This window comes from Lactobacillus gigeriorum DSM 23908 = CRBIP 24.85, assembly GCF_000296855.1.
GTDB classification, from domain to species: Bacteria; Bacillota; Bacilli; order Lactobacillales; family Lactobacillaceae; genus Lactobacillus; species Lactobacillus gigeriorum.
The window spans coordinates 53,559-66,499 of sequence record NZ_CAKC01000086.1; the positions used below are offsets into that span (position 1 = coordinate 53,559).

Sequence of the window (12,941 nt, forward strand, 5' to 3'; positions counted from 1 at the left end):
AGTACATCATCCCTTCAATTATGAAGTATTTTAGCCCAATCGTCAAAGACTAGATTAGGAAAAAATACGGTATAATATTGGAAAGGAGAAAAAACTTATGATCGTAACTTTGATTGTTTTATGTTACTTAGCTTTACAAGCTTATAAAGGATATCAAACAGGTTTCACCCGTTATATCGTCAACTTGATTTTCGGTGCCATTGTCTTTATTACCGCAATTTTTCTACAAAATCCGTTAGGTAATTGGTTATATTTAGAATTTACTGGTCACCAAGTTCAAACTAATTTAACAGTAGAAACCAATCTGATGCTGTATCGCTTTTTAGCCTTCTTTATTGTTCTCTTTATTGGACGCATGATCGTTAAGATTTTCAAAAGCTGGATGCCAAGCAAAAATCCTCATGCGACTAATCTTGGTTCTATCTTAGATAGTGTTCTAGGGGCAGCAGCATCGTTAATTGCCGGCTACTTTTTTGTTTACGTAGTCTTATCAATGCTAAATGCATTGCAAAACCAGTGGTTTATCCAACAAACAATTGATTCTAGTTTGTTGCGCTTTATTATTTACGATACACCAGGTCTATCAAATGGAATTTTCAACAGCATTTTCAATATTTCTCGAACTGCTGCTTAACACAAAGAAAGATCAAGCCAATCTTTAATAATCGGTTTGATCTTTTTATATGCCTCATTGATGATCCTAACGATCGCCAAAGTTGTCATACTCTACATGTTCATCTGCATAGACAAAAACTGCGCCAATTCGGTTGACATTATCATGCCAACCAGGAATCGGATGTCCTGCAAAAAATAGTCGCTTACATTCAATTTCAGCATCAACTGACTTTTTAGTAAAAGTCGTTACCCCTGCTAGATCAGTTTGAACTGGATACCCAGTTCTTGGATCGATCAAGTGGTGATACTTTTTGCCATCAACTACTAAGTAGCGCTCATAAGTACCACTAGTTACCGCAGAACATTCTTGAACCATTACGGAAGTAATATTGCCCCCACGGCTTGCCTTAGGGTCTTGCACCCCAATTGCCCAGTTACCACTGGGTCTTTTTGGCGAATCGCCTACGAGCAAAATATTACCCCCTAAGTTGATAATTCCTGACTTAACGCCACAAGCCAACCAATAATCCTTGATGCGATCGGCAATCCAACCCTTAGCAATCCCACCAAGATCAAGCTCCATTCCCTTCTTGGTAAGGAAAACCGTTTGATCTTGATCATTAAGAGTTGCATTGGCTGGATCAATTAAAGCCATCTTCTCCTTAATTTGGTCATCAGTGGGAACATGAGCGCCTTTGAAACCAATATGCCACAATTTAACGACTGGTCCAATTAAAGCATTGAAGCCAAAGTTTTCACGACTCTTTTCAACAGCCAACTTAATTAAGCCGTAAGTACCAGGAGTTACCTGGACTGCTTCTTTACCAGCTGCATGATTTACATCCATCACTTCTGAAACATCTCGGTTAACTGTCAAAAGGTCCTCATAATGATCGATTAATTCAAATGACTTGTTAATTACATAATCGTCCTTCATGCCATAGATCTGCAAGGTTATTGCTGTTCCTAAGGCATGATGATGACCAATTCGTTGTGTTAATGCTAGGTCTTTTATGATTGCTTTTTTATCCATAACTAGTTCTTTTCTAAATATAATTCTCTTAAAGTTGCCTTCAGTTCAGGAGTTACATCTAATTGTTCACTGATAAATTGATCAAGACCGCCAAATTCTTGATCGATTGTAATTAAAGTCGTATCCAAAAATGCATCCATAACTGAGCCCAAAGTTCGCATATTTGCTCTAAAATTCAAGTTTTCGCCACGCTTAGCAAACATTTGATCGCGAGTTGCTCGATAATCTGTCAGAAGATAATTCGACCAGAGATAATCTTGACGAATCGTTTCCAAATCAACACCTAAAATATAAAGCAAAATCAAAGTCACGTAACCCGTGCGATCTTTTCCTTCAGAACAGTGATATAAGGTAGCACCTTCACGGGCATTGACCAAAAGTTCTAGAATCTTATGCATAGAGTGTTGCGCATGCTCTTTTAGAACGTAATCTCGGTAACGATTGCACATCATTTTAAAGCCAGCATATTGATCCTTGCGGTACAAGGCAAAAGCAGCTTCGATATCATTAGTTCCTCCTGAAGTGTTGTCTTCAGTGGAAACAGAATAATCATAATGTTTCGTATGCGCAATTGGATCATCTGGGTAAGTCTTACGTTCTAATGGTGAACGCAAATCGATAATCGTATGCAAGCCATATTGTTGCAGTGCATTTTTATCTTCGCTTGAAAGATCATGAATCTTGCCTGATCGAATTAAGCGGTGGCGTTTGATTTTTCGTCCATCTGCGCCAATATAGCCACCTAAATCGCGTGGATTGCGAACTGTACTAAGTGGTAAAACAATTGGTTGATTCATTAACTGGATCCCCTTTAAACATAATAAAAAAAGTCCAAGACAAAAGGTCTTAGACTCCATTTTACAACTGAATTAGAACAACACGCAAAAATTATTTCTTAGTTTGTTCCACAAATGCGAGGAAATTATCCATCATCGCATCCAATTGCTTGACATAAGCTTCATTAGTCAATTCGTGACTTTCTTTGTCAAAGTTGCCAGCAGCTCCACTGATTAAAACTTCGTTTCCTGGCAAAACATTGGCAGTCATATCAGGTGACAACAAAATTTCTCTTGCTTCTTCTTGAGCTCTTGATGCACCTTGAATTCCGTAAGAAGTACCAACGACTGCAACTGGCTTCATCTTCATTACGTCAGGACCAGCATGTGATCCCAACCATTCCAAAGCGCTCTTAAGCGCAGCAGGAATACCGTGGTCATATTCTGGCGTGGTTAAAATCACACCATCAGCAGCTTTAACATCTTCGATCCACTTCTTGGTTACTTCATCTGCTTCTTCAGATCTTGAAAATGGCTTTAATTCGTTAATTTCTTTTGACTTCAATTTCAGCCTTTTCGCCGTAGCGCTTAGCGATAAACTGTGCTAAAAAACGATTGTATGAAAATGGTGCATTAGTACCAACAACTGCTAATAATTTCATCATGACACCCCTATTTCGTAACCTGTGCGTACCATTCATCAACTTCATCGAAGAAGTGACCTAAGAATTTAACTGTACCTTCATCTACGAGATCACCATTTTCGTCGAATTGCTTTGGTGCAAATCCCATCATGAATTCATCGCCTTCAAACAACTTAGCACTGAAACCTGGTGCAGTCATAATACTCTTTAAACGAGTTTGTGAACGAGCAGCACCTTGAGGCATAGGTGAGGTTGAAACGATAACTACTGGCTTACCCTTAAATGGGTGAGTAGCGCTTGACAACCATTCAAGGGCACTCTTAAGCGAGCTAGCTACTGAGTGTTGTTGTTCAGGGCTAGCGATCAAAACCATATCGGCAGCTTCAATCTTTTGACTTAAAGCTAAGACGCTTTCCGGTGCTTCTACCCCTTCACAAAACATTGGCAATCCTTTAACGGTTGCAATTTCAAAATCATATTTATCGGCAAAATGCTTGGCAATGTATCTCAATAAGCCCATGTTAAATGATCTGTCAGCATTTGAACCGGAGATTGCTAAAACTTTCATAATAACCACCTTTCATTTTTACACAGTACTATTATATACTTTTAGCTTCGCTAATGTTACCGCTTAATTAATCAAACACTAGTCTTCTACAGCCAATGGATTATTCTTGTTATCTAACGCATAATCATCATTCACCATTGCTTCGTGAACTTGAGCATTCAAAACATTAACAATCTGTTCCTGACTAAAACTAGCAATTTGATTAACAATCAAGGCAGCCATTCCAATTGTAGTAATCCAGTTAACAGTAACGATCTGTTCAATCTTTTTCTGATCGAAATCAGCATCTGGAAATTGGAGCTGCAATTTTTCAATTCCTAACTCTTTAAGAGCTTTGGCAATAACTTTGCTTCCGAACTTACCATCGACAAACATTGCCTTAAACAACTTGGTGTGTTTTTCAGCATAAGTAATATATGAAAGATCTAAGTCAATTAATGGTTGTCCTGTAAACTCCTTTTGTAGAATGTCTTCTTGAAGATCTTTAGAGATTCGATTCAAGACTTCATTCTTGATTTCTTCCATATTTTCAAATTCAAGATACAATGGTTGCGTTGAAAAATGTCCCATCTTCGCAATACTACGCGCAGTCATCCCATCCATACCGCTTGTAATGGCCATCTTATAAGCAACCTCTAAGATTTTCTCTCTACTAATTTCTTTTTTTCTAGCCATTGCACATCTTCTCCACAAATAAAATATTATTCGCTAAACTGTTATTTATCTATCATCCAATATATTAGCCTGGTTAAATAACAATTACAAGTTTTTAAACTATAATTTTTATTGCGTATATGTACATTTAATCTTACTTGTCGAGTCCTTCATAATAATTATTTACCATTTCAATAACTTGATCTTTAGTTACCCCTTGGTTTACGGCATATGAGAAAAAGGCTGCTGACAGGATATAACCACGTTCTTTTTCATCATTTAAGTTATCTGAAAATTGAATGTTTAATTGACCTTGATTTAGGTCGGCATCGATTCTAATTCGCTTTTTTTCCATCTTTTTTCTCCCACTATATTAAAATCACAGTTAAACAAATTGTTTTAGAATACAGTACACGTTAAAATTATTAGTGATATCTTTATTCTAACAAATTTTTTCAATTAAAAACGTTTTTTTACTAAGAAAGGTTAATCAATGACAAAAATTTCTCGATCATCATGTACTTCAATTTTAATTGGTAAAGCTGCTTCACTTACCGGAAGCGTAATTATCGGCCGTAACGAAGACGCCAAGACTGCTTGGCCTAAGCATCTTGCCTTCAATCAACACGAAGGAGTTGCAGACAATCACTTTAAATCAAAAGCTAATAAATTTGAACTTGATTTGCCCACTACTAAATTTGCTTATTCATCAACTCCTGAATGGACAGACAAGTATGGTCTTTTTGAAGAAGATGGCATTAATGAATATCATGTGGCAATGAGTGCTACCGAAAGCGCCTATAGTAACGAACGCGTATTAGCGGTTGATCCTTTTGACGAAGACAAGGGAATTCTTGAAGAGGCCATGATCACGGTTGTACTTCCTTACATTAAAACCGCTCGTGAAGGCGTTAAACGTTTAGGAAAAATCGTTGAAGAACATGGAGCAGCTGAAGCTGACGGAATGCTATTTGCGGATCGTGATGAAGCTTGGTACATGGAAATCGGTTCTGGACACCACTGGGTAGCTATGCGCATCCCTGATGACTCTTATGCCGTTGTTGCCAACCAACTTTCCATTCAAGAAATTGACTTTGACAGCGATAGCTTTCTTTTTTCAACTGGAATTCAAGAATTTGTAAAGCAAAATCAACTTTGGCCTGAAGACAAAGCTTTTAACTTTAGAGAAATCTTTGGTACTCAATCAGATAGCGATTTACACTACAACACTCCTCGAGTTTGGATGGGACAAAAATTATTGACGCCATCTGTAGCACAAGAAGCTCAAAGTTTTGAACTACCATTTATTCGTAAACCTGATCGTCCAATTTCAATTCAAGCTGCCCAAGGTGTTTTAACCAACCACTATCAAAATACGCCATATGATTTAACTAATCCAAAGAACCGTGCTAATGCAACGTTCAGACCAATTGGAGTCGCTACTACGCAAGAATCTCACTTGTTAGAATTAAATGGCGACAGAATGTATCACTGGCTAGCAATGGGCATCGGTGGTCAAAGCGTTTATATTCCTTTCTTTCCACAAGGAACGATCGTTCCCACTATGTATAAATATGGTAAGGAAACCTACTCCCCAAATTCAGCTTACTGGGTATTTAAACTTGCCAGCACTTTGGTTGATCGTGATTGGGGTAAATACGGTAGGCTTTTGGCTAACGTACAGACCCAAGCTAGACAAAAAGTTACCAAAATCCGTCATGAAGCCGATCTAGCTTTAGAAAAAGCTGAGTCTGAAGAAAAGCAATTGGAAATCGTTAATGAAGCTAACAAGGCCATGGCCAACAGCGCAATTAAACTTTTCCAAGATTTAAATGCACAGTTAATCACGATGCAGACTGCCGACTCACCATTGAAATTCCAAATGGATCCTAATTTATAATCAAAATACCCGATTCAATGTCACAAACATAATTGAATCGGGTATTTGTTTATTTTTTCACTCAAAAACTATAAATCAGGTTCTGGCGGATCTGTAATTAATCGGGCAGACAAGCCCTCATTATCAAGCAATTCAGCAACATATTTTTGTTGCTGTTCCGTCATGTTATAAAAAGTTACCAACAGTGAGTCAGTTGCTTCCAATAAAAATTGGCAATAATATTCATCCGTGAATAAAATCTCGATAGTTCCTGATCCATCTACCATTGCCTTTTTAAATAATTCTTCCACTTCTTCCATGCTTATATCTTCGCTCAGCTTAGTATAAGGCACCATTGGATCATCTATTGGTCCAATAGGGGCATCATCTGAGTGATAATAAATTTCGTAGTTAAATTTTCCCATTAACAAAAATGCAATGAAGGTAATCTTTTCGGCAAGTTTTGGTGCATATCTTCTTTCAATGTATTCTTGAATTTTGTTATCATCAGGATAACCATCAACACCTAAAATCACTCTATATTGTTGGGTATGTGACCAAAGATAGGCAAGTAACCCATTCTTTTTAGTCCATTCCACTGTATTCAGATGCAATTCTTTTTTATCATCAGGATACCCTGTGGTTCGCTCGATAATATGGCCAGTATTTGGCTCTTGGCGCGTTTGACCATTTACTCTTTTGGTAAATTTACTAAGATCAAGATGATCCTCATCCTTCAAAAGGCTATCGGGGATTTGATGCTCTTCATTTTCTACCATACTCTTACCTCTCGTACTATGTAAATTAAATCTTCCTACCTAATCGGCCTTGTTGATAATTGTTACAAATCATAATCATCCCTCCATGCAATAAATATTTTGACAAAAATAATACTCGCTTTAGTCACTAAGTCAATAAAAAAGCTATCGCAGCAGAAAATTCTTCCTGCTTTTCTTCCCCCTATATAGGGTAAAATGTAACTGTAAAGTACATAGTTATAGGCTTGAAATCAGGTGGTACATATGGCCTTAAGTCCAATCATGTCAGGATTGCTAGTATTTGTTCACATAATCGTCGTAACTTATAGCAAGCAAATATTTAAGTTACTAAAAAAAGCACATTATGGAAAGGTTCCCTTAAAAGATAAACTTTTACTCTTTATCGGAGACCTATTTTCAACCATTGTCGTACTAATAGCAGTAATCAATCCTGCTTCAAATGCAGAAAGTAACTTCTCGCTTTCTATAAACCTTTTACCAATACCAATTGGTTTCATCATTATTTTAATGGTAATTATCACTCTAGAACTGTTCGTTAAGCGAGCAAACAAGTAAGTATTATTGCTACTCACGCAAGGAGCCAAGCAACTCATTTTCAGAGCTACTTGGCTTTTACTTTATCTCTTCTTAGTTAGCATCCCATCCATCATTTCATAGATGTGATCGGCATATTTTTCCAAACGCGGGTCGTGTGTTACCAAAATTACTGCTTTGTCACGCTTTTTTGCCATCTCCGCAAATAACTGTCCTACCTCATTAACATTGCTACTATCTAGTGATGCAGTAGGTTCGTCAGCCAAAATAATTGCGGGATCAGCATATAGCGCACGGGCAATCGCAACTCTTTGTTGCTGTCCCCCAGATAATTCATTAGGATACTTTTTCACTAAATTGCTAATGCCCAATTGTTCTAGCAACTGATGCAAGTCTGAGCGACTCAAATTTCCTTGCTTTTTCACTTTATCAACCAAGGTAAATTGATCTTCAACCGTTAAATAAGGTACCAAATTGTAGGCTTGCAAAATAAAACCCAACTTATTGAGACGTAAATTGCTCGTAGCTTTAGCCGATAGCTTTGTAATTTCCTCGCCATCAACCTTAACGCTACCTGAACTTGGTTTTTGCAAAGAACCAGCAATCGTCAAAAACGTACTTTTACCAGCACCAGAAGGTCCCATAATTAAAACAACTTCGCCTTTATTGGCTTGAAAATCAATCCCTTTCAAAGCTGTAACTTGAGCAGTGCCTTTACCATAAATTTTCTTTACATCAGATAATTCAATTGTTGCCATCTTATTCACCTATTGCCTTTGCTGGATCTACTTTCAAAATTGAACGTACAGGAATTAAGCTTCCGATAATTCCCATTACCAACATTCCCACTACACCAACGATCATAATCAATGGCGTAAATTTCATTGGAACTACTGGTGGCATAGCAATAGTAGTTAATTCCATCAATATCAACCCAATCAGCACGCCACTTAATACCAAAATTACGGCTTGGCTAATCGTAGCATTGACCAAAGTCTTAGTAGGAATTCCCTGAGCCCGCATTACTGCATAGTTATGCATCTTTTGCATGGTCAAAATATAAAGGAAGACGGCAATAATGATCAATGAAATGATCATCAAGAACCCAATCATCATTTCAAAAGTCATATTCTGGGCAGTATAACCTGGCAACTTATTAATGAATGTTTTTAATTCATAAGTCTTGGCGTTCTTATGATTGAACTTATAATTAGCATTCTTAGAAATAATCGTTGAAGCTACGACGTTAGGCATCGCTACCCGTAACTTTTTCCAAGTAGCAAGACTGCCATACACGATTGGTGCAATATTGATTTTGGCATTTTTAACAAAACCAACAATCTTATACTCTTGCTTAGAATCATTCAACTTCAACTTATCACCAAGATGATAACCTTTTTGTTTAAAAGCTTCATCTACAGTTACTTCATGTTGATTCTTAGCTTTGCGTCCGGCAACCAATTCTTGACTCTTATAAATAAACTGATTGCTCTTAACGCCTAAAAATTGTGCTGAAATTGAAGTCCGCTTTTTTGACTTAGCAACTACTGACATTTCACCAACAAATGCTTCATTCTCAGTCAAATCAGCTGCAGCAACATCATCTTTGGTCAAAATCGATTGACTCATGCTGATATTGGCATTTTTATTCAAAACAACTTTTTGTGCCTGCCATGATTCAATGGCCTCAGTATTCTCATCAGCTAAGCCAATTGCTAGCGAGGACAACATGAAAATTAAGTAGCTGATCAACAAGATCATCAAAACGATCAAGCCGTAACGCAACTTCTCGTGTTTAATTTCTTTAAATGCTAAAAACAAAGCTATTTCATCCCTTTATCGATTAAATCTAAACTCTTCTTTAACCGATCAAGGAATTCATCTGACAATTCAGGATCATTGAAACAAGCATTAATCGTATCATGACTTAACACCATTGCAACCCAAAATTCCGGATTCAACTTCAATGAGTTTTTAGGACTCATTTGCATTACTCCTAGTACGCTTTCATTGCGCAACATATGTAATTTCATCAATGGCTGAAAACGACTATTCTGTGTCTTTTCCACAAAATCTTTAACGCTTTGATAGAAAAATTCAGGATTAAACTTACCATTAGGTCTGAACCCAGCGTGAATTTCCTTGATGGCTATTCTAAAAATATATAGATAAGCATCTGTTAAATCATCAAAGTACTTGTAAAAGGCTCCTCGAGCAATCTCTGCATCTTTTACGATGCGACTAACTTTAGCATCCGTTAAAGGGTACGTACTAAATTCCTCTAATAATACTTCTGTAATTCGTGCTTTTTTTGCCTCTGGCAAATTTAAAAATGTTGATTTAACCATTTTTTATCCTTTCGTAAGTGACGACATGTCACTTAACGCTAATTATCTTAACAGCACGGTGACATATTGTCAATGTTTTTGATTATCTTTTTTACTTAGCTAAAATGCGATTATAAAACAACATGCGAGCACTGTTAGGATGACATTCAAACTTAGCCAGCGCACAGTTGTCCATCGTCTGGAAATTTTCCATCTGCCCTTGAGCGACTAAACAAGCTGCTAACATTCTGATCAGACTGCCATGACAGATGGCTAATACCTTGCCGTCTGGATACTTAGCAATCACTTCATTTAAAAAGTCTTGGCAGCGTTCAGCCAAATGCTCAAAACTTTCACCGCTAGGAGCATATTGTAAGTAGCGCTCGTTAACCTTATTCCATTCATCGAAAGCATCAGGATGAGCTTGCTTTAATTCGCTAATCAATGCTCCATCCCATTCACCAAAATCAAATTCAGTAATACGTGGCTCAACGTGCAGTTCTTGCTTGCCTTTAGTAAAAATTTCCGCCGTTTGCTTTGCTCTAGTCAGCGGACTGACAAAAACAATATCATAGGCTTCAGGATCAAATGCTGCTGCAGCTTTGCGCGCATAAGCTTCTCCCGCTTCATTAAGTGGATAGTTAGTAGCTGAACCTTGAATCCGATTTTCCTTGTTTAAGTTAGTTTCGCCGTGACGAACAAAAGTTATTTCCATTTTTTGCCTCTTTCCCCATTTTAGCTAATATATATTCTTATACAAATTTTACTATAAATAGTTATTTTTATAAATTTCTTACGATTTATCTATTATTATTGTTCGATAATTTTTCTTGAATTACAATAATAGTAACTAGACCAATAGAAAGTGGTATTACATATGGCTCGAATTACTATTCAACGCGATGGCCTTACTCTTGTCGGTGATAGAGTAGAACCATTTGGCGAAATTTATGATATGGCAATCTTAATGCATGGGTTTACGGCTAACCGCAATACGCCTCTGTTGCAACAATTGGCCGATGAATTACGCGATTTAAATGTTGCCAGCGTTCGGTTTGACTTTAACGGTCACGGCGAATCGGATGGTGAATTTAAAAATATGACCGTGGTTAATGAAATCGAAGACGCAAAAGCAATTTTAGATTACGTTCATACCGATCCTCATGTACGTAATATTTTTCTAGTGGGACATTCTCAAGGTGGCGTGGTTGCTTCTATGCTTGCTGGTCTATACCCCGATTTAATCAAACGCGTTGTTTTGTTGGCACCAGCAGCCAGCTTAAAAGACGATGCGCTCAATGGCAACACTCAAGGTTCAATCTATGATCCGCACCACATCCCTGAAACTGTCCGCTTGCGCGATAAAAAATTAGGTGGTTTCTACTTACGAACCGCACAAGTGCTCCCTATCTATGAAATCGCAGGTCGTTTTGCCGGCCCAGTATCTGTTATTGTCGGCGATCATGATGAAGTGGTCGATCCTAAATATGGTAAAAAATATCTCGACTATTATCAACAAGCATCACTACACCAAATTGCCAATGGCGACCATAGCTTCACCGGAGAATTTCAAGCTGAGGCCTGCAAGTTAGCTACTGATTTTCTCAAAACCGACTTCTAAACGCAAAAAGCAGACTAATCGTTAGCCTGCTTTTTATCTGCGCTTAAAATCATGTTCAGTCCGAAAAACATAATTTGTCTCCGTACTGGCTTCTGGGATGTACTTAAAACCAAAATCGTTAAATGTACGTAGCGTATCTAAGTCATGTACTTGGGTTTCAGCTAAGAATTGGGTCATGGCTCCTCGTGCCATCTTGGCATGTACGCCAACCGTTTTCCATTGTCCTGCTTTTCGTTCCTCAAAATCGATCGTAATCATTTTACGCGAACCATGCACATATGGGAAGACCATTTTCGAATATTCTTTTGACGCAAGATTGATTACCAAGTCGTCATCCTTAAACACTAAATCAGCAGCTCTGTCTCCCCAAAAATGATACAAATTGCTGTCCTTGTAGCCAAGCAGCTTATTTTTTACTTCCAAGCGATATGGACTAACACCATCAAAAGGACGCAAAACTCCATATAAACCTGATAAAATACATACATGGTCTTGTAGATACTGCAATGCCGGCTTGGTCATGACATCAGCTGCCATATATTGATATTGAATTCCTTGATAGGCAATGACTGCTGGCGTTAAATTGTCGGTAAAACTAAAGGCTTCCAGCTGTCGTTGGCCTTCAGCTACGATCTTATCGCTTGCTACCCAAATTTTTTGCAGTTGGTCATGCGTGCAACTTTTTAAATGCTTTAACAAAATTTCAGCTTCAGGTATTAATTGTGGCGTTGATAGCACCGGAAAAGCTTCGCGCTCAACTATCATTTTTTTCGCCGGTGAGATAATTATTTTCACAAAAGTGCTCCTTTAAGTTAGAATTATTTCTAGTTCACAATAGAGAGGACCCTATTATCATGAATCCAGATTTTGCAATCATTTTAAATTTCGACTTACAGCAAACTAATAAGTTCGATGCTGATCTGTTAGTTAAAACTGCTCGTAACATTGGTGTTCGCGCTGTTAGTGGCAGCGAAGCTTTAGCAGCAGCTTGCCAAAAATATACTATTGCTTTAATTGCTGATCCTGAGGGCGTACACTTGAATTCATTTGCCTCAGTTATCGATGAATTAGTTGCCAACCGTTTCGAAGGAAAAACTACTATTATTGATATTCCTGTCAACGAAGATGGCACTTTTTCTGAAGCTAGCCAAGAACTTTTTGCCGAACTTAACGATTGGATGCATATGTTCGGTCATGCCCTCAACGAAGGCGAAATTAGCAATCTTGTAAGTGATCATGGTCACATTTTAAAGAATCGCCATGCTAATTACCAAGAATATGTTTTCTTAAAAACACCATTACCAGAAACAATTACTGTTACGGGCCTTGAGCAAGCACCAGCTCGGGTCGATTGGATAGAAAATCGAGTAGAGCAAGCCTTCACTTTTGAAGATGGCAAGTTAATGATTACTTTAATTGCACCTGATCGCGAATTTTCTTGGAACGTTTTACGTATCCAAGCCCACCGTCCAGAAGATGATTTGGGCGAAACTAAGTTTTAAGCAGAATTA

At 37.8% G+C, this 12,941-nt stretch carries 16 protein-coding genes and 1 pseudogene; 5 read left to right on the forward strand and 12 right to left on the reverse strand.

Annotation, left to right across the window (positions count from 1 at the left end; all coding sequences use genetic code 11):
• Nucleotides 1-97: 97 nt before the first annotated feature.
• Nucleotides 98-634, forward strand: a complete 537-nt coding sequence (locus tag BN52_RS07925; RefSeq protein ID WP_008473959.1) for a CvpA family protein — start codon at nucleotides 98-100, stop codon at nucleotides 632-634.
• A gap of 66 nt (nucleotides 635-700) precedes the next feature.
• On the opposite strand, the gene BN52_RS07930 is transcribed toward BN52_RS07925, so the two are convergent.
• From BN52_RS07930 to BN52_RS07955, 6 genes and pseudogenes are all read right to left on the reverse strand, one after another.
• On the reverse strand, nucleotides 701-1,633 hold the full coding sequence (locus BN52_RS07930) for an FAD:protein FMN transferase (RefSeq protein ID WP_040473510.1): 933 nt from the start codon (nucleotides 1,631-1,633) through the stop codon (nucleotides 701-703).
• A 17-nt stretch (nucleotides 1,634-1,650) separates the two neighbouring features.
• A complete protein-coding gene (locus BN52_RS07935; RefSeq protein WP_008473961.1) occupies nucleotides 1,651-2,445 on the reverse strand; it encodes a tyrosine-protein phosphatase in 795 nt (264 codons plus the stop codon).
• Nucleotides 2,446-2,536: 91 nt separating this feature from the next.
• A pseudogene (locus tag BN52_RS07940) lies at nucleotides 2,537-3,086 on the reverse strand (NADPH-dependent FMN reductase).
• Between the two features lie 10 nt (nucleotides 3,087-3,096).
• A complete protein-coding gene (locus BN52_RS07945; RefSeq protein WP_008473966.1) occupies nucleotides 3,097-3,636 on the reverse strand; it encodes an NADPH-dependent FMN reductase in 540 nt (179 codons plus the stop codon).
• Nucleotides 3,637-3,714: 78 nt separating this feature from the next.
• Nucleotides 3,715-4,311, reverse strand: coding sequence for a TetR/AcrR family transcriptional regulator (locus tag BN52_RS07950; protein WP_008473968.1), 597 nt, complete (start codon nucleotides 4,309-4,311; stop codon nucleotides 3,715-3,717).
• 133 nt (nucleotides 4,312-4,444) lie between these two features.
• Nucleotides 4,445-4,645, reverse strand: a complete 201-nt coding sequence (locus tag BN52_RS07955) for a hypothetical protein (RefSeq protein ID WP_008473969.1) — start codon at nucleotides 4,643-4,645, stop codon at nucleotides 4,445-4,447.
• Between the two features lie 138 nt (nucleotides 4,646-4,783).
• Between BN52_RS07955 and BN52_RS07960 the strand changes: the two genes are divergently transcribed.
• The gene (locus BN52_RS07960; RefSeq protein WP_008473970.1) at nucleotides 4,784-6,190 is read left to right on the forward strand and encodes a C69 family dipeptidase; all 1,407 of its coding nucleotides are present in this window, start codon (nucleotides 4,784-4,786) and stop codon (nucleotides 6,188-6,190) included.
• Between the two features lie 68 nt (nucleotides 6,191-6,258).
• Here BN52_RS07960 and BN52_RS07965 read toward each other — a convergent pair whose 3' ends face one another.
• Nucleotides 6,259-6,948 (reverse strand): hypothetical protein, encoded by a 690-nt coding sequence (locus BN52_RS07965; RefSeq protein ID WP_008473971.1) that lies wholly within the window; start codon nucleotides 6,946-6,948, stop codon nucleotides 6,259-6,261.
• Nucleotides 6,949-7,191: 243 nt separating this feature from the next.
• Here BN52_RS07965 and BN52_RS07970 point away from each other — a divergent pair, with 243 nt between their 5' ends.
• Nucleotides 7,192-7,503, forward strand: coding sequence for a hypothetical protein (locus tag BN52_RS07970; RefSeq protein WP_008473972.1), 312 nt, complete (start codon nucleotides 7,192-7,194; stop codon nucleotides 7,501-7,503).
• A 62-nt stretch (nucleotides 7,504-7,565) separates the two neighbouring features.
• Here BN52_RS07970 and BN52_RS07975 read toward each other — a convergent pair whose 3' ends face one another.
• The 4 genes from BN52_RS07975 to BN52_RS07990 form a co-directional block, all read right to left on the reverse strand.
• Entirely contained in the window at nucleotides 7,566-8,240 is a 675-nt protein-coding gene (locus BN52_RS07975; protein WP_008473973.1) for an ABC transporter ATP-binding protein, read from the reverse strand.
• Nucleotide 8,241: 1 nt separating this feature from the next.
• Complete coding sequence (locus tag BN52_RS07980; RefSeq protein ID WP_008473974.1) at nucleotides 8,242-9,303, reverse strand: ABC transporter permease; 1,062 nt, start codon at nucleotides 9,301-9,303, stop codon at nucleotides 8,242-8,244.
• 2 nt (nucleotides 9,304-9,305) lie between these two features.
• On the reverse strand, nucleotides 9,306-9,830 hold the full coding sequence (locus BN52_RS07985) for a TetR/AcrR family transcriptional regulator (RefSeq protein ID WP_008473975.1): 525 nt from the start codon (nucleotides 9,828-9,830) through the stop codon (nucleotides 9,306-9,308).
• A 91-nt stretch (nucleotides 9,831-9,921) separates the two neighbouring features.
• Nucleotides 9,922-10,524, reverse strand: coding sequence for a histidine phosphatase family protein (locus tag BN52_RS07990; protein ID WP_008473976.1), 603 nt, complete (start codon nucleotides 10,522-10,524; stop codon nucleotides 9,922-9,924).
• Nucleotides 10,525-10,686: 162 nt separating this feature from the next.
• Between BN52_RS07990 and BN52_RS07995 the strand changes: the two genes are divergently transcribed.
• Nucleotides 10,687-11,430 carry an alpha/beta hydrolase gene (locus BN52_RS07995; protein ID WP_008473977.1) on the forward strand — a complete coding sequence of 248 codons (744 nt, stop codon included), beginning with the start codon at nucleotides 10,687-10,689 and terminating at the stop codon, nucleotides 11,428-11,430.
• A gap of 33 nt (nucleotides 11,431-11,463) precedes the next feature.
• Here BN52_RS07995 and yaaA read toward each other — a convergent pair whose 3' ends face one another.
• Entirely contained in the window at nucleotides 11,464-12,225 is a 762-nt protein-coding gene (gene yaaA, locus BN52_RS08000) for a peroxide stress protein YaaA (protein WP_008473978.1), read from the reverse strand.
• A gap of 59 nt (nucleotides 12,226-12,284) precedes the next feature.
• Between yaaA and BN52_RS08005 the strand changes: the two genes are divergently transcribed.
• Nucleotides 12,285-12,932: a hypothetical protein gene (locus tag BN52_RS08005; protein WP_008473979.1), complete on the forward strand. Its 648-nt coding sequence runs from the start codon at nucleotides 12,285-12,287 to the stop codon at nucleotides 12,930-12,932.
• Nucleotides 12,933-12,941 lie beyond the last annotated feature (9 nt).